20 protein-coding genes are annotated in these 24,511 nt (G+C 64.6%); 10 read left to right on the top strand and 10 right to left on the bottom strand.

Annotation, left to right across the window (positions count from 1 at the left end; translation table 11 throughout):
• Window positions 1-298: 298 nt before the first annotated feature.
• Window positions 299-979, bottom strand: coding sequence for a GntR family transcriptional regulator (locus MU516_RS01020; RefSeq protein ID WP_260275351.1), 681 nt, complete (start codon window positions 977-979; stop codon window positions 299-301).
• A 124-nt stretch (window positions 980-1,103) separates the two neighbouring features.
• Here MU516_RS01020 and MU516_RS01015 point away from each other — a divergent pair, with 124 nt between their 5' ends.
• From MU516_RS01015 to MU516_RS00990, 6 genes are all read left to right on the top strand, one after another.
• Window positions 1,104-1,802 carry an aspartate/glutamate racemase family protein gene (locus MU516_RS01015; RefSeq protein WP_260275350.1) on the top strand — a complete coding sequence of 233 codons (699 nt, stop codon included), beginning with the start codon at window positions 1,104-1,106 and terminating at the stop codon, window positions 1,800-1,802.
• 29 nt (window positions 1,803-1,831) lie between these two features.
• On the top strand, window positions 1,832-3,187 hold the full coding sequence (locus MU516_RS01010) for an NCS1 family transporter (protein WP_260275349.1): 1,356 nt from the start codon (window positions 1,832-1,834) through the stop codon (window positions 3,185-3,187).
• A gap of 167 nt (window positions 3,188-3,354) precedes the next feature.
• Window positions 3,355-4,611, top strand: a complete 1,257-nt coding sequence (locus MU516_RS01005) for an imelysin family protein (protein WP_260275348.1) — start codon at window positions 3,355-3,357, stop codon at window positions 4,609-4,611.
• Window position 4,612: 1 nt separating this feature from the next.
• Window positions 4,613-6,169 (top strand): di-heme oxidoreductase family protein, encoded by a 1,557-nt coding sequence (locus tag MU516_RS01000; protein ID WP_425606798.1) that lies wholly within the window; start codon window positions 4,613-4,615, stop codon window positions 6,167-6,169.
• Window positions 6,170-7,159 carry an imelysin family protein gene (locus MU516_RS00995; RefSeq protein ID WP_260275347.1) on the top strand — a complete coding sequence of 330 codons (990 nt, stop codon included), beginning with the start codon at window positions 6,170-6,172 and terminating at the stop codon, window positions 7,157-7,159. It abuts the gene before it with no gap.
• Entirely contained in the window at window positions 7,156-8,232 is a 1,077-nt protein-coding gene (locus MU516_RS00990; RefSeq protein WP_425606797.1) for a DUF1513 domain-containing protein, read from the top strand. The genes MU516_RS00995 and MU516_RS00990 overlap by 4 nt, the downstream gene beginning before the upstream one ends.
• A gap of 51 nt (window positions 8,233-8,283) precedes the next feature.
• On the opposite strand, the gene MU516_RS00985 is transcribed toward MU516_RS00990, so the two are convergent.
• The 3 genes from MU516_RS00985 to MU516_RS00975 form a co-directional block, all read right to left on the bottom strand.
• On the bottom strand, window positions 8,284-9,453 hold the full coding sequence (locus MU516_RS00985) for a nucleotide sugar dehydrogenase (protein ID WP_260275345.1): 1,170 nt from the start codon (window positions 9,451-9,453) through the stop codon (window positions 8,284-8,286).
• A gap of 114 nt (window positions 9,454-9,567) precedes the next feature.
• Entirely contained in the window at window positions 9,568-12,255 is a 2,688-nt protein-coding gene (locus MU516_RS00980; RefSeq protein ID WP_260275344.1) for a DNA translocase FtsK, read from the bottom strand.
• A gap of 20 nt (window positions 12,256-12,275) precedes the next feature.
• Entirely contained in the window at window positions 12,276-13,475 is a 1,200-nt protein-coding gene (locus MU516_RS00975) for an aminotransferase class I/II-fold pyridoxal phosphate-dependent enzyme (RefSeq protein WP_260275343.1), read from the bottom strand.
• A 381-nt stretch (window positions 13,476-13,856) separates the two neighbouring features.
• On the opposite strand from MU516_RS00975, the gene petA reads away from it, so the two are divergent.
• The 4 genes from petA (at window position 13,857) to MU516_RS00955 (ending at window position 18,268) form a co-directional block, all read left to right on the top strand.
• Entirely contained in the window at window positions 13,857-14,417 is a 561-nt protein-coding gene (petA, locus tag MU516_RS00970) for a ubiquinol-cytochrome c reductase iron-sulfur subunit (protein WP_260275342.1), read from the top strand.
• 12 nt (window positions 14,418-14,429) lie between these two features.
• The gene (petB, locus tag MU516_RS00965; protein ID WP_260275341.1) at window positions 14,430-15,752 is read left to right on the top strand and encodes a cytochrome b; all 1,323 of its coding nucleotides are present in this window, start codon (window positions 14,430-14,432) and stop codon (window positions 15,750-15,752) included.
• 12 nt (window positions 15,753-15,764) lie between these two features.
• Window positions 15,765-17,177: a cytochrome c1 gene (locus MU516_RS19365; protein WP_311319086.1), complete on the top strand. Its 1,413-nt coding sequence runs from the start codon at window positions 15,765-15,767 to the stop codon at window positions 17,175-17,177.
• A gap of 209 nt (window positions 17,178-17,386) precedes the next feature.
• Entirely contained in the window at window positions 17,387-18,268 is an 882-nt protein-coding gene (locus MU516_RS00955) for a ribokinase (protein WP_260275340.1), read from the top strand.
• A gap of 3 nt (window positions 18,269-18,271) precedes the next feature.
• On the opposite strand, the gene phoB is transcribed toward MU516_RS00955, so the two are convergent.
• The 6 genes from phoB to MU516_RS00925 all read right to left on the bottom strand — a co-directional run bounded on the left by phoB (window position 18,272) and on the right by MU516_RS00925 (window position 24,441).
• Window positions 18,272-18,961 (bottom strand): phosphate regulon transcriptional regulator PhoB, encoded by a 690-nt coding sequence (gene phoB, locus MU516_RS00950; RefSeq protein ID WP_260275339.1) that lies wholly within the window; start codon window positions 18,959-18,961, stop codon window positions 18,272-18,274.
• Between the two features lie 6 nt (window positions 18,962-18,967).
• The gene (gene phoU, locus MU516_RS00945; RefSeq protein ID WP_260275338.1) at window positions 18,968-19,690 is read right to left on the bottom strand and encodes a phosphate signaling complex protein PhoU; all 723 of its coding nucleotides are present in this window, start codon (window positions 19,688-19,690) and stop codon (window positions 18,968-18,970) included.
• Between the two features lie 18 nt (window positions 19,691-19,708).
• On the bottom strand, window positions 19,709-20,506 hold the full coding sequence (gene pstB, locus MU516_RS00940) for a phosphate ABC transporter ATP-binding protein PstB (RefSeq protein ID WP_209054784.1): 798 nt from the start codon (window positions 20,504-20,506) through the stop codon (window positions 19,709-19,711).
• Window positions 20,507-20,527: 21 nt separating this feature from the next.
• Window positions 20,528-21,877 carry a phosphate ABC transporter permease PstA gene (pstA, locus tag MU516_RS00935; RefSeq protein ID WP_260275337.1) on the bottom strand — a complete coding sequence of 450 codons (1,350 nt, stop codon included), beginning with the start codon at window positions 21,875-21,877 and terminating at the stop codon, window positions 20,528-20,530.
• A complete protein-coding gene (pstC, locus tag MU516_RS00930) occupies window positions 21,874-23,331 on the bottom strand; it encodes a phosphate ABC transporter permease subunit PstC (protein ID WP_260275336.1) in 1,458 nt (485 codons plus the stop codon). Before pstC ends, pstA begins: the two co-directional genes overlap by 4 nt.
• 66 nt (window positions 23,332-23,397) lie before the next feature.
• Complete coding sequence (locus MU516_RS00925) at window positions 23,398-24,441, bottom strand: PstS family phosphate ABC transporter substrate-binding protein (RefSeq protein WP_260275335.1); 1,044 nt, start codon at window positions 24,439-24,441, stop codon at window positions 23,398-23,400.
• Window positions 24,442-24,511: the final 70 nt, after the last annotated feature.

The raw sequence follows: 24,511 nt of genomic DNA, 5'->3' as shown, positions 1-24,511 counted from the left end.
GCTACCGGCGAGGTAAACCCCTTGACTACATGGGTTTTGCATGAACACGCCAACACGCAAGGTTGGCAAGACGACAGAAATCCGCTGTAATTTTCGGGTGTTGTTTTCACAAATCCTAAGAAAATCTGACGCGAAGCTGGGTATTTGGCACAAGTGACTGAAGCACTTCCCTTCAGATGCAGGGGCGAAGTCCGCGATTAACTTGTGGGATCGGAAAAGATTATTTCGAGACGACTCAAGAACCGGGTTTACTGCCAGATCGGCGGTTTCCTTCACCCGCAATGGGCGAGTCGACGGATCAGCCGCGCCAGTCGCCAAGCACGGCCGACAGTGCCCCCGTCGCCGGCGGATTGTCATCGAAGGCAATACCCGACTCGATATGGCGCAGATGCTGGTCCAGCAGGCGCTGCGCCTCGGCCTCGTCACGCCGTTCAATCGCCTCGACGATCTGCGCGTGTTCGTCTTCGGCGCACAGCGTCGCCTGCCCCGACGCATAAAGCCCGATGATCAACGAACTGCGCATCGTCAACTCTTCCAGATAGCGGGCCAGAACCGGGTTTCGTCCGATCCGCCCCAGCAGCACGTGGAACCCGCGCGACAGCCTGACAGCGGCCGGGCGGTTGTCGCGGCCCTTCGCGGCGTCTTCCTCGGCCAGATGGGCGCGCAGGGCGGTGATGTCGTCATCCGTGGCCTCGCGCACCGCATTGCGGCAGGTGACCGTCTCGATGGCACGGCGGGCCTGGAAGATGTTGCGCGCGTCCTGCGGCGTCGGCGTCGCGACATAGGCGCCGCGATTGGGCAGGTGATCGACCACCTGATAGGCGGTCAGCGTCGCCAGCGCCCGGCGCACCTGGGCACGGTTGCAGGCAAACAGGTCTGACAACGCCTGTTCACCCAGCTTGGTCCCGGCGCGCAGCCGCTGATCGGCGATCGCGTCCAGGATGCTGTCAACGATGATTGTCTCAAGCGGCTTGTCCATTGGACTCAGATTGCACGCCGAACGGGCGCACGCAACAGCCTCGCGCACAGCGCATTGGCAGAAAAATAATATTGGATTGTTAACAATCTGTGCTATCAATAATGCGACTCACGGAGGGAAACGCATGAAACTGGTTGTCATCAACCCCAACTCGACCCAGTCGATGACCGACAAGATCATCGACTCGGCCCGCGCCGCCGCCGGCGATCATGTGCAGGTCGAAGGCCGCACAGCCCATGGCGCCCCCGCCAGCATCGAGGGCCATTTCGACGAGGTGATGTCGGCGGCCCATCTTCTGCGCGAAGTTCAGGAGGCCGAGGCCGCCCATGCCGACGCCATCGTCGTCGCGTGCTTTGACGATCCGTCCATCGGCGCATGCCGCGAAATCGCCACCGGCCCCGTCCTGGGGATCTGCGAGGCAGCCTGCAAGGCGGCCAGCATGATCGCGACATCGTTCTCGGTCATCACGACCCTGCCCCGGTCGGTCCCGATCATCGAGGAACTGGTCCGCAAATACGGGCTGGACCATCAGTGCCGCAAGGTCCGCTCGGCCGCGATCCCCGTCCTTGCGCTGGAGGAACCCGGATCGAATGCACGCCAGCTTGTCCGCGACGAGATCCTGCGCGCCATCGACGAGGATAACTGCGAAGCCGTCGTGCTTGGCTGCGCCGGGATGTCCGACCTGACCGAATGGCTGTCCCAGGAAACCGGCATTCCGGTCATCGACGGCGTGACCGTCGCCACGAAATTTGCCGAGGCGCTGGTGGGCGCCGGGCTGAAGACCAGCAAGATCGGCGCCTACGCGGTGCCCAACAAGAAATAATCCACATCACCCAAGACAGGGAGTCTGATATGACCCAGACCGATTTCACCGCCGGCGCCGTGCCGGTCGAAGATCATGAAAAGGGCGTGGGCGAGGAATCGCTGGCCCCGCAGCAGACCCGCATCATGGACCCCTGGTCCTACCTGTTCGCCTGGCTGGGCGGCTGCGTGTCGATCGGCACATTCACGATCGGTTCGGGCCTGGTCGGCACGCTGAACCTGTTGCAGACCTTCGTGGCCATCGCGATCGGCTGTACCGTCATCGGCGTCGCGCTGATGATCAACGGCCGCGCCGGTCACAAATACGGCATTCCCTTCATGGTGCAGGCGCGGTCGGCCTTTGGCTTTTCCGGTACGCGGCTTCCGGCACTGGTCCGGTCGGTCCCGGCGATCGTCTGGTTCGGCTTTCAAAGCTGGATCGGCGCGGGCGCGCTGAACCTGGTCAGCGAGACGATGTTCGGCTACTCGAACATCTGGGTCTTCTTCATCGGCTTCCAGTTCCTGCAGATCGGTCTGTCGGTGCTGGGCTTTCACGGCATCAAATGGCTGGAAAACATCGGCTCGGTCTTCATCATCGGGTCGCTGGTCTACATGTTCTTCAGCGTCATCAGCAAATACGGCACCGAGATCAGCGAAAACCTGGTCAATGTGGACGGCACCTGGGGAGCACCGTTCTGGGGTGCGACGATGCTGTTCCTGGGTATCTATTCGACGATGATGCTGAACGTGTCCGACTACAGCCGGGAACTGCGCCACGAGGTCGGACCCGTCCGACAGGTTGTGATCTATGCGAATTCGATCCTGCCCGCGACGCTGTTCATGGGTCTGATCGGCCTGATGGTCTCGGGCGCCACCGGCCAGGTCGATCCGATCAAGGTCTTCTCCAGCGCCGTGGACAACAAGCTGCTGCTGGTCGTGACGCTGCTGTTCATCGCCTTCGCTCAGGTCACGACGAACATCCTGAACAACGTCGTCCCGCCCGCCTATGCGCTGATGGACATCTTCAAGCTGAACTTCCGGACCTCGGCGGTGGTGGTCGGCCTGCTGGCCTTCTGCACCTTCCCGTGGATGCTGGTCCGCGACGAATCCGCAGCGGGCCTCAGCCTGTTCATCCAGACCTACAGCGCCTTCCTTGGCCCGATCTTCGCGATCCTGGTGGTCGACTACTATATCATCCGAAAGCAGACGCTGAACCTGGGTCATCTTTATGACGAGACCGGTCCCTATCGGGGCTTCAACCCGGCTGCCGTCATCGCCACGGTGATCGGCGTCATTGCGGCGCTGATCTTCTCGGGGATCAGCTGGTATGCAAGCCTGGTCCCGGCGGGCGTCAGCTATTGGCTGCTGATGCAGTACCTGCCCGCCGCGCGCCGGTTCCGCGACTGATTTCCCCCACACGCACAAGTCCGGGCGAGCCTTCCTGCGAAGGCTCGCCCTTTGCTTGTGAGCTGCACCGAATTGCCCTAGAAAAGCTGTCAGGAATTGACTTGCGCCCCCGAACCGGCCCACAAGTGGCGCAACACGCGCTTGCCGCACCTGACAGGAGGACCGTCATGAAAACCACCCTCGCCATATCCGCTCTGGCCTGTGCGATCGCCGCGCCCGCCCTTGCCGGAAAGCCGGAAGTGGTCGCCAATTACGTCGCGATCGCCCACGCAAGCTATGACGACAGCCTGACCACCGCCCGCGAGCTGCAATCCGCCATCGACGCGCTGATCGCGGACCCGTCGGCCCAGAACCTGACGGCCGCGCGCGCCGCATGGAAGGCCGCGCGCGTTCCCTACATGCAGACCGAGGCGCTGCGTTTCGGCAATGCGATCGTCGATGACTGGGAAGGCAAGGTGAACGCATGGCCGCTGGACGAGGGGCTGATCGACTATGTCGATCCGTCATATGGCGGCGCGTCCGACGAAAACGAATACGCCGCGTTGAACGTCGTCAGCCAGAAAAGCTTCACCCTGTCCGGCAATCAGTTGGACGCCGCCAAGATCACCCCGGAGTTGCTGTCGGACACGCTGCACGAGGCCGACGCGATCGAGGCGAATGTCGCGACCGGATACCACGCCATCGAATTCCTGCTATGGGGTCAGGATCTGCACGGCACAGATCACGGCGCCGGCGAACGCCCCTGGACCGACTATGCGCAGGGCGAGGACTGCACCGGCGGCAATTGCGACCGCCGCGCCGCCTATCTGAAGGCCGCCGCCGATCTGCTGGTCAGCGATCTGGAATGGATGACCGCTCAATGGGCCGAGGGTGGCGAGGCCGCGACTGCCCTGACCGCCGATCCCGATGCCGCGATCAGCGCGATGCTGACCGGGATGGGCAGCCTGTCCTATGGCGAACTGGCGGGCGAGCGGATGAAGCTGGGCGTCATGCTGAACGACCCCGAAGAGGAACACGACTGCTTCTCGGACAACACCCATGACAGCCATTACTATGACGGAATCGGCATCCGGAATGTCTATCTGGGCGAATATACCCGCGTGGACGGCAGCGTCGTGACCGGCGAAAGCCTGTCATCGCTGGTCGCCGCCGCCGACCCCCAGATCGACGCCTCGCTGCGCGCGGGCCTGAACGACAGCGTCGCCAAGCTGGCTCGTCTGAAAACCGTGGCCGAAGCCGGCACGTCCTACGATCAGCTTCTGGCGCGCGGAAATCAGGATGGCGAGGCACTGATCCTTGCCGCGGTCGATTCGCTGGTTTCCCAGACCCGCGACATCGAACGCGCGGTGAACGTTCTGGGTCTGCAGGATATCGGATTCGAAGGGTCCGACAGCTTGGACAACCCGGATGCCGTTTTCCAGTAGGATGCCGACGATGTGGCGGCTGATGCCGCTGGCGATGGTCGCGCTGACGAGCGCGGGGCTGGCCCAGACGCCGGCCCAGACGCTTTCAGATCTGCATCTGAACATCACGCCGCGGACACCCGCCGAAACCGGGCGGATCGCTGAGGTCGTCGCCCCGACCGACGACTTCACCAAGGCCGAGCCGTTCGAGGCCAATCCGGGCGGCGCGGCCACGGTGCGCGCCCGCGACGATGCCGACGCGTTCTCGCTGTCATCAGCCAATATTTCGTTTCAGGACGAGCTGCAGTTCAAGATCGGCAACGGGCTGTTTCGCAAGCTGTGGGTCTCATCCCCGTCGTCCACGCTGGCCTCGGACGGGCTGGGGCCGCTGTATAACGCGCGCGGATGCCAGAACTGTCACCTGAAAGACGGGCGCGGCCATCCGCCGGACGCGGCGGGCCAGCCCGGTGGATCAATGTTCCTGCGCCTGTCCGTTCCGGCCGACGACAACGCCGAACGAACCCGAATCGAGGATTATCTGGCGGGCACCGGCAATCCCTATCGCCCGACGCGCCCCGATCCGGTCTATGGCGGGCAGTTGCAGGATCTGTCGGTCGCGGGCGTGCCGGCCGAAGGGCGCATGGTCGTCACCTATGCCGAGGAAGCGGTGGAATTGTCGGGTGGCGAGATCGCGCATCTGCGCCGGCCGACCTACAGGATCGAGGATGCCGCCTATGGGCCGTTGCGCGACGACCTGATGATCAGCCCGCGCGTGGCACCGCAGATGATCGGGCTGGGGCTGCTGGAATCGGTGCCCGCCGCCGATATCGTCGCGGGCGCTGACCCGGACGATGCCGATGGCGACGGGATCTCGGGACGGGCGCAGATCGCATGGTCGGCGCGCTACGACAAACCGATGCTGGGCCGCTTTGGCTGGAAGGCCGGTATGCCGACGATCGAGGAACAATCGGCCAGCGCCTTTTCCGGGGATATCGGCATCTCGACGCCGCTGCATCCCGCGCCGTCGGGCGACTGCACCCCGGCGCAGCACCCCTGCATCAAGGCCCCGCACGGCGATGGTGATGCCCGCGTCACCGAGATCGACGCCGAAGGGCTGGATCTGGTCACCTTCTACAGCCAGAATCTTGCCGTACCCGCCCGCCGCGACCCGGCGGATCCGCAGGTTCTGCGCGGCAAGCAGGGCTTCTACAAGGCCGGATGCGCCGACTGTCATCGCCCGAAATTCGTCACCGCCCGGATGCAGGACCGGCCCGAACACAGTTTCCAGCTGATCTGGCCCTACAGCGACATGCTGCTGCACGACATGGGCAAGGGATTGGCCGATGACCGCCCCGAGGGGTTGGCGGACGGGCGCGAATGGCGCACCGCGCCCCTGTGGGGCATCGGGTTGACCCGGCAGGTCAACGGGCACAGCATGTTCCTGCATGACGGTCGCGCGCGATCCGTCCTCGAAGCCATTCTGTGGCATGGCGGCGAGGGCCGGACGGCGCGCGACCATGTCGCCAAGATGCCGCCCGACGAACGCGCGGCGCTGATCCGATTCGTGGAAAGCCTTTAGATGCGCGCTGCCCTTCTTTCCGTCTTCGTCCTTGCCCTTCTGCCGCGGCCCGCCCTGACGGACGTGACGGGGGCGGTGAACGATCATGTCCTGCCCGCAGCCCGGCATTTTGCCGAAACGGCCGACGCCTTGGCCGACGCCGCCACCGCGGATTGCCGCGCCATGTCTTTGCGACCAGCCTATCAGGACGCCTTTGACGGCTGGATGGGCCTGTCGCATCTGGGCTTTGGCCCGTTGGAGCAGGACGGGCGCGCCCTGACGATCGAATTCTGGCCCGATCCGCGCGGCCTCGTGGCGCGCACGGTCAGGGGCCTGGTGGCGGACGCCGATCCGGTGGTGGACGGTCCGCAGGCTTTTGCCGAGGTGTCGATTGCCGGGCGCGGTCTGATGGCGCTGGAGCGCGTGATCCACGGCGACAATGCGGACTACGGGCTTGACGATTATGAATGCCGATATGCCCGCGCCATCGCCGTCGATCTGGCGGCCATCGCGGCGGACATCAGGACCGACTGGGCCGAACATGCGCAGCTGATGCTGACCGCCGGCACGGCGGACAACAGCCGTTATCTGTCGGCGAAGGAACCGGAACAGGCGTTGTACACCGCGTTGCTGTCGGCGATCGAATTCGATGCGGACCAGCGGATCGGCCGCCCCATGGGCACGTTCGACAAACCGCGCCCGAAATCGGCCGAGGCATGGCGGTCGGACCGCCCGTTGCGCAATATCCGCCTGTCGCTAGCGGCGCTGCGCGACCTGGCGATCCACATGTCCGACACCCCGATCCCGGTGACCGAGACGGCGTTCGAGACCGCGCAGCAGACGGCGATGGCGCTGGACGATGCACGTCTTGCAGGCGTCGCGGATCCGCAATCCCGCCTGAAGATCGAGATCCTGCAACAGCAGATCCGCGCGATCGGCGATGCGGTCCGGGGCGAGATCGGCGGCGGGCTGGGCCTGACGGCGGGCTTCAATTCACGGGATGGCGACTGATGCGGCGGCGAAGCTTTCTGACCGCGCTGATGGCGGGCGCCGTCGCCCCGCGCCTGTCATGGGCCGATGCCGGCAGCCCTGCGATCCTTGGCGCGGCCCGCGAGGCGGACGGAACCTACGCGCTGTTCGGTCTGACCGCACAGGGCGCGGACACGTTCCGCATCCCGCTGCCGGCGCGCGGCCACGCCGCCGCGGCGCATCCGACCGCCCCCGAAGCCGTCGCCTTCGCGCGCAGCCCCGGCACCTTCGCGCTGGTTCTGAACTGCGCGACGGGCAAGGTCATGGCCCGCCTGCACGCCCCGCAGGGCCGGCATTTCTATGGCCATGGCACGTTCATCGCGGACGGCGACATCCTGTGCACGTCCGAGAACGATTATCAGGCCGGGCAGGGCCGGATCGGGCTGTGGTCGCGCAGCCAAGGCTGGCGGCGCGTGGGCGAGATCCCGACCCACGGCACCGGCCCGCACGAGATCCGGCGCATGCCGGGCGATGTCCTGGTCGCCGCGAATGGCGGGTATCGCAATCACCCCGACAGTCCCGGCGTCAAGCTGGGCGTGGCAGAGATGCGGCCGAACCTTGCCTATGTCAGCGCCGATGGGGATCTGCTGGACAAGGTGGAACTGGACGAATCGCTGCGGCTGAACTCGATCCGTCATATCGCGCTGGGTCGCGACGGGCTGGTCGCGTTCGGCATGCAATGGCAGGGCGATCCGGCCGAGGGCGTGCCCCTGATGGGCCTGCACAGGCGTGGCGGTCCCGCGGTGCTGGACCGCATGCCGATCCACGAGGCGATGGCGATGGCCGGCTATGTCGGCTCGGTCGCGTTCGATGCCACGCGACGGCAGGTCGCGATCAGTTCACCTCGCGGCGGACGGGTCCAGATCTTCGACGATACCGGCGGACATCTGCGCACCATCCTGCGCGAGGATGTCTGCGGCCTTGCGCCAGCGGGGCGGGGCTTTTTCATCTCGGACGGGCTGGGCGGGCTGACCCGCGCGGACGACCGGATCACGCCGCTGGCCAAGCGGGGCGGCCGCGCATGGGATCACCATCTGGTCCCGGTCACGGCCTGACGCGGCGCAGGCCCCCGAAGCGCGACGATCATATCCGCGCCGACGCGGCAATCAGTCCACGCCGAAAAGGTCGCGGGTATAGACCTTGTCGGCGACATCCGACAGCAGATCGGTGCGGCGATTGGCCAGGATCAGGTCGGCCTCGGCCTTGAACGCATCCAGATCGCGGACCACCCTGCTGTTGAAGAACCGATCCTCTTTCAGCACCGGCTCATAGACGATCAACTCGATCCCCTTGGCCTTGATCCGCTTCATCACGCCCTGGATCGAGCTGTCGCGGAAATTGTCCGATCCCGCCTTCATCACCAGCCGATAGACGCCCACCACCCGCGGTTTCCGCGCCAGGATCTGATCGGCGATGAAATCCTTGCGCGTGGTATTTGATTGCACGATCGCGGAAATCAGGTTTTGCGGCACATCCTCATAGTTCGCCAGAAGCTGCTTGGTGTCCTTGGGCAGGCAATACCCGCCATATCCGAAGCTTGGATTGTTGTAGTGATTGCCGATTCGCGGGTCCAGGCCGACGCCCTCGATGATCTCGCGCGTGTTCAGGCCATTTCGGACCGCATAGGTGTCCAACTCGTTGAAATAGGCGACGCGCAGGGCAAGAAAGGTGTTCGAGAACAGCTTGACCGCCTCGGCCTCGACCGGGCCGGTGAACAGTACCGGCATGTCCTTGCGGATCGCGCCCTCGACCATCAGCTTGGCAAAGCGCCGCGCGGCCGGACCGTGATCCCCGACGACGATCCGGGACGGATACAGGTTGTCGTAAAGCGCCCGCCCCTCGCGCAGGAACTCGGGCGAAAAGATGATCCCCTCGTATCCCGTTTCCGCGCGCATCCGCACCACAAAACCGACCGGCACCGTGGATTTGACGATGATGGTAGCATCGGGCGCCAGTTGCCGGGCCCGTTCGATCACCGAAACGACCGTCGAGGTATCAAAGCGGTTGGTCGCCGGGTCGTAGTTCGTGGGCGTGGCGACGATGACGAATTCCGCGCCGTCGAACGCCTGCTCGGGATTGGTGGTTGCGGTCAGTTGCAGGCCGCCTGCCGACAGATGCTCGGTAATCTCGACATCCTCGATCGGCGACTTGCCGGCATTGACCGACGCCACGCGCCCGGCATCGACATCAAGCGCCCTCACATCATGCGACTGAGCCAGTAGAACGGCGTTGGACAGACCGACATATCCCAGCCCCGCAACGGCGATTTTCGTCATCTTGCCTTCCGCCCGCCTTGTGTCGCCGCCGGTGATGCCACAGGCCGACAAGTGATGTCATGTGCCACCGGCGGTGGCCCGGCAACCGGCCGACCACTGCCATCCGCGCAAATCTCAGACCTCTGGCACAAGAACTTCGCGCTTGCCGACATGGTTCGCGGACGAGACGACACCCTGATCCTCCATTTGCTCGACCAGTCGCGCGGCCTTGTTATAGCCGATGGCCAGCTTGCGCTGGATATAGCTGGTCGAACATTTGCGGTCCTTGGCGACGATCATCACCGCCTGATCGTAAAGCTGGTCGTCGCCGCCGTCGCCGCTGCCAAGCCCCAGAACGGCATCGATATTGTCGGCCTTCTCTTCGTCCGGCCCCTCGACGACGCCCGACTGATAGCTGGGCGGGCCAAAGGATTTCAGTTGCGTCACGACCTCTTCGACCTCTTCATCGCTGACGAAGGGACCATGGACGCGGGTGATCCGCGCGCCGTTGCCCATATACAGCATGTCGCCCTGACCCAGCAGTTGTTCGGCCCCCTGTTCGCCCAGAATCGTGCGGCTGTCGATCTTCGAGGTCACCTGGAAGCTGATCCGGGTCGGGAAGTTGGCCTTGATCGTGCCGGTGATCACGTCGACCGACGGGCGCTGCGTGGCCATGATCAGGTGGATGCCCGATGCCCGCGCCATCTGCGCAAGGCGCTGGATGCAGGCCTCGATTTCCTTGCCCGCGACCATCATCAGGTCGGCCATCTCGTCAACGATCACGACGATATAGGGGAAGGTCTCGGGCTGGAACTCCTCGGTCTCGAAGATCGGCTCGCCGGTATCCTCGTCAAAGCCGGTCTGGACGGTGCGCTTGAACATCTCGTTCTTGGACAGCGCCTCGCGGACGCGGCCGTTATAGCCCTCGATGTTCCGCACGCCCATCTTGGACATCTTGCGGTAACGGTCCTCCATCTCGCCGACGACCCATTTCAGCGCCACGACGGCCTTCTTGGGGTCGGTGACGACCGGTGACAGCAGATGCGGGATACCGTCATAGACCGACAGTTCCAGCATCTTGGGGTCGATCATGATCAGCCGGCATTCATCCGGTGTCAGCTTGTAAAGCAGCGACAGGATCATGGTGTTGATCGCGACCGATTTCCCCGAACCCGTGGTCCCCGCGATCAGCAGATGCGGCATCTTGGCCAGATTGGCCACGATCGGATCGCCGCCGATATCCTTGCCCAGCGCAAGGGGCAGCGGCTGGGTGCCGTCGCCAAAGGCGCGGCTGGCAAAGATCTCGCGCAGCAGCACCTTTTCGCGCCGCGCATTGGGCAGTTCGATCCCGATCACACTGCGCCCCGGAACGGTCGAGACGCGCGCCGACAGCGCCGACATCGACCGCGCGATATCATCCGCCAGACCGATGACCCTGCTGGCCTTCAGGCCCGGCGCGGGTTCCAGTTCGTAAAGCGTGACGACCGGGCCGGGGCGAACCTCGGTGATCTGGCCCTTGACGCCGTAATCGTCCAGCACCGCCTCCAGCATGCGGGCGTTTTCCATCAGCGCCTCTTCCGAGATCTGCGTCCGGTCGCTGGTCGTGGGCGCGGTCAGCAGCGCCAGGGGCGGCCGCTCATACGCGGTCTCTGTCTCGTCGAATCGCAATTGCGGCTCGGCCTCGGCCCGGGCCTGTTTCGAGCTGCCCGAGATCGGCTTGCGGGCAGGCGGCACCACCACGCGCTGATGATCCGCACCGAACGGCACGGGTTCGGCGGGCTCGATCGCGAATTCCTCGTCCTGGGGCGGCGTGGCGGCGGTCACCGGCGGTTCGGCGCGGGGCAGATCGCGCGCACCTTCGCGTGCAAGACGCGCGGCCACCGCGGCCAGCACCGAAGGTTTTCCGGTCCGGTTGCGGATCGCGTCGCTGATCCTGCCGCTGACCTCCTCGGCGGACGGTCCGTCACCATCGTAATCGGCATCCCGCTCGATCAGTTCGGGTTCCGGCATTTCTTCCTGCAGCTCGAAATCCTCTGGCTGCGCCTGTGCCGCGCGGCGCGCTCGCACACCTATGCGGGGCGACGGTCCGGACCCCGCCCGAGGCGACGCATCCGCCGCAGCCACCGGCTGAGCCCGCCGCGCACGCACCCGCTGCGCCATTCCCGCCGACGCGACCGCGCCGCGCCCTGCCAGCCGCATCGCAACGTCATAGGCGGTGACAAGCCCGATCAGGAAGCGCCGCCAGATGGCCCGGATTTCGGTTCTGTCGAAGCCAAGCACGAACACCACGGCAGCCAGCGCCCCCGCCGCGACGATCAGCGCGGCAAGACGAATTCCGATCTGCGCCTTCATCGGGATGACGTTCAACATTGCGCCCATCACCATGTCGCCGAAATGTCCGCCAAGGCCATAATTCTGCTGCCAGTCCGGCGTCGGCGTCAGGGTGCTGCAATACACGGACGCCAGCGCCACCGCGATCGGCGTGAAGATCCCGCGCATGATGCGTTCTTCCGAGCGGTGCAGCATCAGCCGCAACCCCCAGACGAACGCCGCAAGAACCAGCACCCACGACCCGTATCCCGCGATCATCATCAGCGGCGAGGCGACATAGGCCCCGAAACTGCCCAGAAGATTCTGCGCAGGGGCATCCGTCGCCGACAGGAAGCTGGGGTCCTCGGCCGACCAGCTGCCCAGCATCATCGCGATCAACACACCCAGCACGATCAGCCCGGCACCTGCCAGCTCCTTGCCGCGCCGTTCCAGCGCCGCCTGCGTGTTCTGGTCGAACAATGGATCGCGGTGTTTCGCCTGCCAGCTTGCCATGCCGTTATCCTTCCCCGCACTCAATCCTGATCGTCATCATACAACACCTCTCGCAACCGCGTCAGGGCTGTGTCGGTCTCATCCGGGCTTGCGACCAGCGCCACCCGGACAAATCCGCGACCGGGATTTTCACCGCCCACCTCGCGCGACAGATATGCGCCCGGCAGCACCTGTATGCCTGCACGACGCCATAATTTCACCGCGGCTTCCTCGCCATCCGCGACCGGCAGCCACAGAAAGAACCCGGCTTCGACCGGACGATAGCCCGGCACATTGCCAAGAACGCGGTCCGCGATGCGGTATTTCTGCTGATACAGCGCGCGGCTGGCCGCGACATGCGCCTCGTCCTGCCAGGCCGCCTCGCTGACCGCCTGGGCCGGCAGCGACAAGGGCGCGCCCGCATAGCTGCGCAACCGCCGCATCAGGGCGATATTCGCGGCGCTGCCAGCGGCAAAGCCCGACCGCAGCCCCGGCAGGTTCGACCGCTTTGACAATGAATTGAACATCACCACACGGTCGGCCAAGCCCATCTCGGTCGCGACCGCCAGCGCGCCGGGCGGCGGCGTGTCGCGATAGATCTCGGAATAGCATTCGTCGGCGAAGATCAGGAAATCATGCGCCTCGGCCAGCCGCAGCAATGTCTTCAGATCATCGCGCGACGCCACCGCACCTTGCGGATTGGCCGGCGAACACAGATAGGCGATGGCCACCCGGTCCAGCAGATCGGCGGGCAGCGCGGCATAGTCTGGCAGGTTGCCGGTTGCTGGCGTCGCCGGGACAAAGATGGGGTCGGCCCCGACCGCCGCCGCGGCGACCGCATAGACCTGATAGAACGGGTTCGGAACAAGGATCGCCGGACGCTGGCCGTTCTTCGTTTCGGGGCACAGCGCCAGCGCGGCGTTGAACAGGCCCTCTCGGGTGCCGTTCAGCGCCATGATCCGGTCGGCAGACATGGTGATTCCATAGCGACGCTGCAGCCAGTTCCCGATGGCGTCAAGCAGGGCGGGTGTGCCCTCGTTGCTGGGATATTTCGCGAACTGGCCGATATGTGCTTCCATGACCCGGCCGACGAATTCCGGCATCTCATGGCGCGGCTCTCCGATGGTCATGACCATCGGAGCATCGCCGGCCCGCAGGTCCGGTTCGATACCCGACAACAGCGCCCGCAGGCGCGGAAACGCGTATTCCGGCAGGTTCGAGAACCGCTCGGGAATTGCCATGACTGCCTCGCTTTCGGGGTCTTGTGCCCCGCTATTGCGATAAACATTAGCGTGATCGCGGGCTTGCGTCCAGCGAAAGCCAAGCCACGGTCGCGATCCGGGTCGGATCGGCAACGGGTCTGGCGCGAAGAACGTCCTTGCACGGGAATCGTCGCATCCACGGGCTGCGACGCGCGTGACACCATCAGGCCGCAAAGCTGCCAGCGGGCCATCGCCGCGACAAAATTCCAACAGATGCGGCGATATGCGCGCGCATGGACGGGGTTACCGGCTGGACTGACGAAGAATTGACAGCTAGAACCGCCGTCGCGAAGGCTGCGATGATACGCGGCCCGGATTGTCGTATCGGCCGGGCTTCCGGCCCGAATTGGAGAATGACCCGTGTCCCACGCAGATGACCACGTAGGCACCCGGAGGGATTTCCTCTACTATGCCACGGCGGGCGCAGGCACGGTGGCTGCCGGAGCCGCCGCCTGGACGCTTGTGAACCAGATGAACCCATCGGCCGACGTCCAGGCATTGTCCTCGATCCAGGTTGATGTCAGCGGCGTCGATACCGGCACCCAGCTGACCGTCAAATGGTTGGGCAAGCCCGTGTTCATCCGCCGCCGGACCCCCGAGGAAATCGAGGCCGCGCGGGCCGTCGATCTTGGTGAGCTGATCGACCAGAACGCCGAGAACGCCAACAAGCCCGGCGAACCGGCCACCGACGAAAACCGTTCGCTGGACGAAGCGGGCGAGTGGCTGGTGCAGATCGGTGTCTGCACCCATCTGGGCTGCGTTCCCATCGGTGACGGCGCGGGCGATTTCGGCGGCTGGTTCTGCCCCTGCCACGGGTCGCACTATGACACGGCCGGGCGTATCCGGCGCGGACCCGCCCCGCAGAACCTGCATATTCCCGTCGCCGAGTTCCTCGACGACACGACCATCAAGCTGGGCTGAGGAGGGTTCCACATGGCCGGTATTCCGCACGACCATTACGAGCCCAAATCGGGCTTCGAACGCTGGCTGCACCGCCGTCTTCCGGTGGCTGGCATCCTGTATGACACACTGATGATCCCCACGCCCAAGAACCTGAACTGGATGTGGATCTGGGGCATCGTTCTGGCGTTCTGCCTTGCCTTGCAGATCGTCACGGGCATCGTCCTGGCGATGCACTATACGCCGCATGTCGATCTGGCGTTCGCCAGCGTCGAACATATCACCCGCAACGTGAACGGCGGCTACATGCTGCGTTACCTGCACGCAAACGGTGCATCGCTGTTCTTCGTCGCCGTGTACCTGCACATCTTCCGCGGCCTGTACTACGGCAGCTACAAGGCCCCGCGCGAGGTGACCTGGATCATCGGCATGCTGATCTATCTGTGCATGATGGGCACCGCCTTCATGGGCTATGTGCTTCCCTGGGGCCAGATGTCGTTCTGGGGCGCCACGGTGATCACCGGTCTGTTCGGCGCGATCCCCGGCATCGGGCCGTCGATCCAGACCTGGCTTCTGGGCGGACCGGCCGTGGACAACGCCACGCTGAACCGCTTCTTCTCTCTGCACTACCTGCTGCCGTTCATCATTGCCGCGCTGGTCGTGGTCCATATCTGGGCCTTCCACACCACCGGCAACAACAACCCGACCGGCGTCGAAGTCCGTCGGACCAGCAAGGAAGAGGCGGAAAAGGATACGCTGCCGTTCTGGCCGTATTTCGTGATGAAGGACCTTTTCGCGCTTGGTGTGGTGCTGATCGTGTTCTTCGCGATCGTGGGCTTCATGCCCAACTATCTGGGCCACCCCGACAACTATATCGAGGCAAACCCGCTGGCGACGCCCGCCCATATCGTGCCGGAATGGTATTTCCTGCCGTTCTACGCGATCCTGCGCGCCTTCGACAGCGAGGTGTGGCTGGTGCAGCTGGTCAGCTTCCTGTCGTTCGGCATCATCGACGCCAAGTTCTTCGGCGTGATCGCGATGTTCGGTGCCATCCTGGTGATGGCTCTGGTGCCGTGGCTTGACACCAGCCGCGTGCGCTCGGGCCGCTATCGCCCGCAGTTCAAGTGGTGGTTCTGGCTGCTTTGCGTCGATTTCGTGGTGCTGATGTGGGCGGGCGCGATGCCGGCCGAGGGGATCTATCCCTATATCGCACTGGCTGGCGCGGCCTACTGGTTCGCCTATTTCCTCGTGATCCTGCCGCTGCTGGGGGTGATCGAGAAACCCGAACCGATGCCCGCGACGATCGAGGAAGACTTCAACGATCACTACGGCGCCAAAGCGCATCCGGCCGAGTAAGGAGAGCCATAGATGACCCTGAGAACCAAGACGCTCACGGCCGTTGCGGCCCTGACGATCTCTGTGGCCGGCTTCGCGATGGCGCAGGACGGCGCGACCACCGCAAGCCCCGAGCAGCAGCCCGATACCGCGCAGACCGCGCCGTCGGGCCAGACTGAGGCCCCGGCAACGGACGACGCGGCAACCCAGGAGGCAGCGCCCGAGGACGCGGCACCCGAAGACGCAGAAGCCGAAGATCCGGCGTCGGAAGACGCGGCCGCGCAGGAACCGGCGGCTGAAGAAGAACCGGCAGCGGACACCCCCGCTGCCGACGATCCTGCCGCGCAAGAACCTGCTGCGGACGAAGCAGAGGCAGGGGCTCCCGCAGCAGAAGATGCGGCCGAAGAAGATCAGGCGGCCGACGCAGCGCCGGATGAAACTGTTGCCGAGGAAGAAGCCTCAGAGACGCTGCCGGCTGACGAATCGGCCGATCAGCCCGAGGCCGAGGAAGAGCTTCAGGACGAGCCCGCCCCTGCCACGGACGAAACCGCGGTCGAGGAAACCGAAGCGCAGCAGGAACAGCCCGCAGGCGCTGACGCCGAGACCGCCGTCGAGGCGGAATCGGCCGAGGAGCCAACCGTCGCCGAGGATTCTGCCGCCGAGGACGAGGAACATGCAGCCGAGGCCGAAGCCGAGGAGCATGCCGACGGCGGTGGACATGGCGCCGGCCATATCGAGGACATCTCGTTCAGCTTCGAAGGGCCGTTCGGCAAATACGACCAGTTCCAGCTGCAGCGCGGACTGCAGGTCTATACCGAGGTTTGCTCGGCCTGCCACGGCATGAAGTTCGTGTCGATCCGCAGCCTTGCCGACGAAGGCGGCCCCGCTCTGCCCGAGGATCAGGTCCGCGCCTATGCCGCCGGTCTGGCCGAGATCACCGACGAAGAGACCGGCGAAGACCGGACCCGCCTGCCGACCGACCATTTCCCGGCCGTCAGCGGGATGGGCATGGGGCCGGATCTGTCCCTGATGGCCAAGGCCCGCGCCGGATTCCACGGACCCTACGGGACCGGCCTCAGCCAGTTGTTCAACGGGATCGGCGGACCGGAATATATCCACGCCCTTCTGGTCGGCTACACCGGCGAAGAGATCGAGCAGGCGGGCAGCATCTTCTACGGCAACACCGCGTTTCCGTCGGGCGCGATCTCGATGCCCCCTCCTCTGTCCGAGGATCTCGTGACCTACGAGGATGGCACCCCGGCGACGGTCGACCAGATGGCCCGTGACGTGTCGGCCTTCCTGATGTGGACCGCCGAGCCGAAGATGATGGACCGCAAGATGGTCGGCCTCGTGTCGGTGCTGTTCCTGATCGTGCTGACCGCACTGCTGTATCTGACCAACAAGCGCATCTGGGCGCCTCACAAGGGCAAGAAGCTGGAGCGGTAATACCCGCTTCGGTCGATCAGCGATCGCAGACAGGACGCGCCCCGGATCGGGGCGCGTCTTTCGTTTGGGCGTCGACGGGGACGCTAGGCGCGCAGGTCGAGGGCCGCTGGACAAGGACGAAGCCGGCGTCGCGACGGTGATTTGCCGCGCGGCACTGGACAAGCGAAGATGACGGCGATCTTCTGGTGCAGATCCAAAAGGGAAAACGCATGTCAATCTGGAACCTGGGTTCTATCAATATCGACCATGTCTATCGTCTGGATCACCTGCCGCAGCCGGGCGAGACATCGGCCGCGTCGGGCTATGCGGTGGGCTTGGGCGGCAAGGGTGCAAATCAGTCGCTGGCTGCCGCAGGCGCGGGCGCTGTGACGCATCATCTTGGCGCAATGGGTGCGGCAGATGGCTGGGTGATCGATCGTCTGGCCGAGGCCGGGATCTGCACCGCAGCGATCCAGCGGCTGCCGCGCGACGCGACGGGGCATGCGATCATCCTGCTGGATGGCGCGGGCGAGAATTCAATCGTGATCCATCCGGGCGCGAATCGGGCGATCGCCCCTGCCCCCCTGCGCGAGGCGATGGCCCTGATCGCGGCGGGCGACACGCTGCTGTTGCAGAATGAAACCAATTGCCAGGTCGAGGCGGCGCGCGCCGCCCGCAATGCCGGCGCGCGTGTCATCTATTCGGCCGCGCCGTTCGACATCGAGGCGGTTCGCGATGTCCTGCCGCATGTCTCGATCCTGGCGATGAATGCAGGCGAGGCGGAACGCCTGTTCGCCGAAATGCCGGGACCGCTGCCGGTGGAGGGCGTGCTGATCACGCGCGGCGGCGACGGCGCCGAATATCGCGACCTGCGGGGCGGCAGCACGGAATTTCAGCCGGCCTTCCGTGTGACGCCGGTGGACACAACGGCCGCGGGCGACACCTTCGCGGGGTATTTCGCTGCCTCACTGGACCGCGGCTGCGACATCGCCGAGGCGTTGCATCTGGCCTCTGCCGCCGCCGCGCTGAAGGTGACGCGGGCCGGCGCCGGCGACGCGATCCCGAAGCTGGAAGAGGTTCAGGACTTCATTCGCCAGCACGAAACCGGCTGAGCGTTACCCCAGCGCGTAGCCGGTGCCACGCACCGTGCGCACCGGGTTGTCGCCGCCGTTCTGCATCAGCGCCTTGCGCAGCCGCCCCACATGCACATCGATGGTGCGGGTATCGACGTAGATGTCGCGGCCCCAGACCCGGTCCAGCAACTGTTCGCGTGTCCAGACACGACCCGGTTTTTCCATCAGCGTGGACAGCAGCCGGAACTCGGTCGGGCCCAGATGCAGCGGCTGCCCGGCGCGGAACACGCGATGTTCCGACGCGTCCAGAATGATATCGCCGAAACTGAGCCGTTCGCCCATGCTGGCCGGGCGGGTGCGGCGCAGTTGGGTGCGCAGCCGCGCCATCAGCTCGACCACCGAGTAGGGCTTGACGACATAATCGTCGGCGCCGGTTTCCAACCCGCGCACCCGGTCGGTTTCCTCGCTGCGCGCGGACAGCATGATAATCGGGATGCCGCGGGTCGCGGGATCGGCCTTGACCTGCCGGCAGACCTCGATCCCGGAAACCTTGGGCAACATCCAGTCCAGCACCATCAGGTCCGGCTGCTCTTCCTGCACCAGAAGCAACGCATCCTCGCCATTGTCGGCCACGACAACATCGAACCCTTCGGATTCAAGGTTGTATTGCAGCACCTCGCGCTGTGCGCCTTCGTCCTCGACCACCAGAACGCAGGGTGTTTGACGCGACATCGGTCCTTAACCCTCGCCGACGACCGGCGCATCCGATGGAACGCTGTTGGCCTTGGGCCGCGCCTCGTCGGGCAGGTCGCCGGTCACAAGATAGATGACCTGCTCGGCGATCGAGGTCGCGTGATCGCCCATCCGTTCGGTATTCTTGGCCAGGAAATGCAGATGCATGCAGGCGGTGATGTTGCGCGGATCTTCCATCATGTGGGTCAGGAATTCGCGGAACAGCGCATTATACATCTGGTCAACCTCCAGATCGCGCATCCGGACGTCCCCTGCCAGATCCGCATCGCGGCGGATGTAGCTGTCCAGCGCGTCCTGCAGCATCTTGTTGACCGCCAGGTTCATCCGGCGCAGCGCCAGTCCCGATCCGTCGATATAGGGCAGCTGCGACAGGACGGCCGTGCGCTTGGCCATGTTCTTGGCATAGTCGCCCACCCGTTCCAGCGACGCACTGATCTTGATGACCGCAAGGACCATCCGCAGATCCGTTGCCGTCGGCGCGCGCAGGGCGATCAGCCGCGCGGCGTCTTCGTTGATCTGCGTCTCCATCGCATCGATGGCCTTGTCGCGGCGGCGGACCTGTTCGGCCAGCTCCTCGTCGCGCGTCTCCAGCGCGGTCGCGGCGTCGGTGATCGCGGCCTCGACCATGCCGCCCATTTTCACGACCTGCGCCTGGATCGTTTCCAGATCGCGGTCGAAAGCCGAGGATATGTGTTTGTCCCGGTTCATGTGCCTGCCTCCTGCTCGTCAGCCGATTCGACCGGAAATATAGGATTCCGTGCGCGAGTCCTTCGGCTTGGTGAAGATGTCGTCGGTTTCGCCGTATTCCACCAGATTGCCGAGATGGAAGAACGCCGTCTTCTGGCTGACGCGCGCGGCCTGCTGCATCGAATGGGTCACGATCACGACCGAGAATTGCTGGCGCAGCTGTTCGATCAGTTCTTCGACCTGGCCGGTGGCGATCGGGTCCAGCGCGGAACACGGCTCGTCCATCAGCAGCACTTCGGGCGAGGTCGCGACGGCGCGCGCGATGCACAGGCGCTGCTGCTGGCCGCCCGACAGGCCGGTTCCCGGTTCCTGCAGGCGGTCCTTGGCCTCGTTCCACAATGCCGCGCCGCGCAGGCTGCGTTCGACGATCTCGTCCAGTTCGGCCTTGTTGCGGGCAAGGCCGTGAATGCGCGGACCGTAGGCCACGTTGTCATAGATCGACTTCGGGAACGGGTTCGGCTTCTGGAACACCATGCCGACCTTGGCGCGCAGCTGCACCGGATCGACGCGACGGTCATAGATGTCCTCACCGTCAAGGGCGATCTTGCCTTCGACCCGCGCGGCGGCAATCGTGTCGTTCATGCGGTTCAAACAGCGCAGGAAGGTCGATTTCCCGCAGCCCGAGGGGCCGATGAAGGCGGTCACGGTCTTGTCCAGGATGTCCACATCGACATCCTTGATGGCGTGCGTGTCGCCGTAATAGACCTGCACCTTCCTGGCCGAGATCTTGATTTCGTCCTGTCCCACGGCGTTCTCCACTCGATTCATGTCGTACATACCGGCCTCCTTTCGGCCATGTTACCAACGCCGCTCGAACTTGCGGCGCAGATAGATGGCCAGCAGGTTCATGCACAGCAGGAAGACCAACAACACGATGATCGCACCCGAGGCGCGTTCGACAAAGGCCGGATCACCGCGCGTCGTGAAGTTGTAGACCTGCACCGGCAACGCCGAGGCGGGATCGAAGAAACCATCGATCGGCCAGCTTGGATAGTCGCGTACAAAGGCGACCATGCCGATCAGAAGCAGGGGCGCGGTTTCGCCCAAGGCCTGCGCCAGTCCAAGGATCGTGCCGGTCAGGATGCCGGGCATAGCCAGCGGCAGCACATGATGGAACACCGTCTGCATCTTCGAGGCGCCGACACCAAGCGCGGCCGACCGGATCGACGGCGGCACCGCCTTCAGCGCGGCGCGGGTCGAGATGATGATCGTCGGCAATGTCATCAGGGTCAGCACCAGACCGCCGACGATGGGCGCCGAGGCGGGCAGGCCCGCATAGTTGATGAACACTGCAAGGCCCAGGATACCGAAGACGATGGAGGGCACCGCGGCAAGGTTCGAGATGTTCACCTCGATAAGGTCCGTGAAGCGGTTCTGAGGGGCGAATTCCTCAAGATAGATGCTGGCCGCGACACCGATCGGCAGCGCAAGGAACAGCACGATCAGCATCATGTAGGCCGATCCGACGATCGCCACGCCCAGGCCGGCGGCCTCGGGACGCAGTTCGGATGCGTCCGGGAAGGTGATGAAATCCCAGTTGAAGCGCGTCGTCAGCAGACCCGCCTCGCGCATCCGGTCGGCAAGCTGCAATTGTGCCGGACTGACATTGCTGTCGCGTTCGGCCGAGGCCATCGAAACGCGGCCCTTGATATACCCGTCGATGCGACCGTTGGCCAAGGCCCAGAACTCGACGCTTTCGCCCAGCATGTCGGGATCGCTCAGCACCCGGTCGCGAAGCTGCGCGGGCGCCTCTTTCGACAGCATGTCGCCGATCTCGGTGTCCGATATCCCCTCGGTCGAGATTCCGGCGGCCTGAAGTGACGCGGGAAAGGCCGCCTTCATCAGGTTGCCATAGCGCAGCGTGGTGACCTTGCCCATCTCGTCGGGGTTGCGATTGCCTTCCGGGTCCAGCTCTGCGGGGTCCAGCGTCAGCTCGATCTTGGCATAGGTCTGAAAGAACGCCGAGGCGCCGTTTCCGATGACCGAGGTCAGCAACATGACCAGGGCAGCGATGGACAGGCAGATGGCAACGGCCCCGTAAAGCCGGAAGCGGCGTTCGGACGCGTTGCGACGGCGCGTGCGCTGATCCAGGCTCAGCAGCGATTTCCCCGATGGCGCGGGGGTGTTCTGTGCGGTCGCGTCGGTCATTCGTACTGCTCCCGGTATTTGCGGACGATATAAAGGGCCAGCACGTTCAGCCCCAGCGTGAACACGAACAGCGTCAGGCCAAGCGCAAAGGCGACCAGCGTTTCGGGACTTGCGAATTCGGTGTCGCCGGTCAACTGGCTGACGATCTTGACGGTGATCGTTGTCATCGCCTCGAACGGGTTCAAAGACAGCTTTGCGGCTGCGCCCGCACCCAGCACCACGATCATGGTCTCGCCGATGGCGCGGCTGGCGGCCAGCAGAACCGCACCGACCACACCCGGCAGAGCGGCAGGCAGGATCACCTGCTTGATGCTTTCCGATTTCGTCGCGCCCAGCCCGTAAGACCCGTCACGCATCGCCTGCGGAACCGAATTGATGATGTCGTCGGACAGCGAACTGACAAAGGGGATCAGCATGATGCCCATGACCAGCCCCGCCGTCATGACCGAGGACGAGGAACTGCCCAGGCCAAGCGGTTGCGCGAAATAGTCGCGCAGTGCCGGCCCGACGGTGATCAGCGCGAAAAGGCCGTAAACGATCGTCGGGATACCTGCCAGGATCTCGATGGCGGGCTTGGCAACGCTGCGGACACGTTTGCTGGCGTATTCAGCCAGATAGATCGCGGCCAGCAGACCGATCGGCACGGCCACCAGCAGCGCGATGAACGAGACATACAGCGTGCCCCACAGCAGCGGCCAGATGCCCAGATCCGAACCACCGCGGAACTGTGGGTTCCAGGTCAGCGACAGGAAGAAATCCTTCGCCGGATACATCCGGAAGAAACTTGCGGTCTCGAAGACCAGCGACAGCACGATCCCGACCGTGGTCAGGATGGCGACCAGCGACGACCCGATCAGCAACGCCATCACCACCCCTTCGGACACGTTCCGGGCCCTGAAAGTGGGATTGATGCGGCTGATGGCAAAGGCAAAGCCCGCGATGGCGAACAGCGCCACCCCGGCACCTTTCAGCAGGCTGCTTGTCTGGACCAGAGCGCGGCGCTGCTTGGCGGCCTGAAACACTGCAGGCTCGACGGCGGACCCCAGCGCGACACCCACATCGGCCAGACGCCCGCGGACATCCGCCATATCGGCGCGCATCTGCGTAAGCTGATCTTCGGTCAGGGTCGAACGCTGAACCAGTGCATCCAGCCCTTCCGAGATGCGGGTCACGTCGGCCATCTTCAGATCAAGTTCGGACCCTGTCGCGCCGGTGGCCTCGACAACGCCGCGCACGCGGCTGTCGATCACGCGCGGCTCGGCCAGCAGCCAGACCGCCAGCAACAGCAATGCCGGAACGACGGTGAACAGAAAGACCGACTGGCCATACTGGCTGGGAAGCGAATGAAGCTTGCGGGGATCGCCCGATACGCTGGTCAGCGCGCGGCGTCGGCCCAGATAGAAGCCGATGACGCCCAGTCCGACCACGAACAGCAGGATAAGGCCAATGCTCATGGGGTACCTGTCACAATGGGTGAAGGGGCGACGGCGCTGCCGTCGCCCCAGCTGTGTGGGATGGAATTATTCGTCCAGCGGGCCCATCGGGGTGCGGTTGGCAACCATTTCCTGCGTGGCGGCCAGTTCCGGGTCGGACACCAGGCCATAATTGGCCAGCGGGCCGTCCGGGCCAGCCATGTCGTCAGACACGAAGAACTCGATATATTCCTGCAGGCCGGGGATCACGTCCAGATGCGCGTTCTTCACATAGAAGTACAGCGGACGCGACACCGGATATTCGCCCGAGGCGATGGTCTCGGTCGAGGGGTTGATGCCGGACATGGTCGCGACCTTCAGCTTGTCGGTGTTGTTCTCGTAGAACGACAGGCCGAACACGCCGATGGCGTTCTTGTTGGCGTCGATGCGCGCCAGCGTTTCGGTATAGTCGCCGTCGATATCGACCGACACGCCATCGGTGCGCAGCGAGGTGCACATTTCCTCGGCCTTGTCCTCGTCGCCGCCGTTCTGTTCGGCGAAGACTTCCATGGCGCCGGATTCCTCGCAGCCCGCCAGGATCACCTTCTCGTCGAACACTTCACGGGTGCCGTGCTTGGTGCCGGGAACGAAGGCCAGGATCTGCTGGTCGGGCAGGTCGCCGTTCACGTCGGACCAACTGGCATTGTCGTTGGCCTTGACTTCGCCGTCCACGACGATGTCCTTGGCCAGCGCGTTGAACCAGTCGGCCGGGGTAAAGGCGAAGTCGGGTCCCTCGATGTCGCTGGCGAAGACGATCCCGTCATAGCCGATGCGGACTTCCATGATCTCGGTCACGCCGTTCTGGGCGCAGGTGTCGATGTCCGACTGGCTGATGCGGCTGGACGAGTTGGCGATGTCGATTGTGTTCTCGCCGACGCCTTCGCACAGCTTCTTGCGGCCGGCACCCGATCCGCCGGATTCGACGACCGGGGTCGGGAAGTCGAAGTTCTCGCCGAACGATTCGGCGACGATGGTCGCGTAGGGCAGCACGGTCGATGAACCAGCGGTCTGGATATTGTCGCGTGCAGCAGCGGCGGTGGCCGAGGCGGCGACGATGGCCAGCGCCGAGACGGTGAATTTCGCGGTGTTCATGGATCTCTCCTGAGTCGGTCATTGCCCAGTATGGGGCTGCTGCTGACCTAGACCCGGCAGGTGACGGCTA

It is taken from the genome of Paracoccus maritimus (assembly GCF_025195095.1).
Lineage (GTDB): Bacteria > Pseudomonadota > Alphaproteobacteria > Rhodobacterales > Rhodobacteraceae > Paracoccus > Paracoccus maritimus.
The sequence above is the reverse complement of the archived record's forward strand: the minus strand, read 5'-3'. Positions and strand labels throughout refer to the sequence as shown.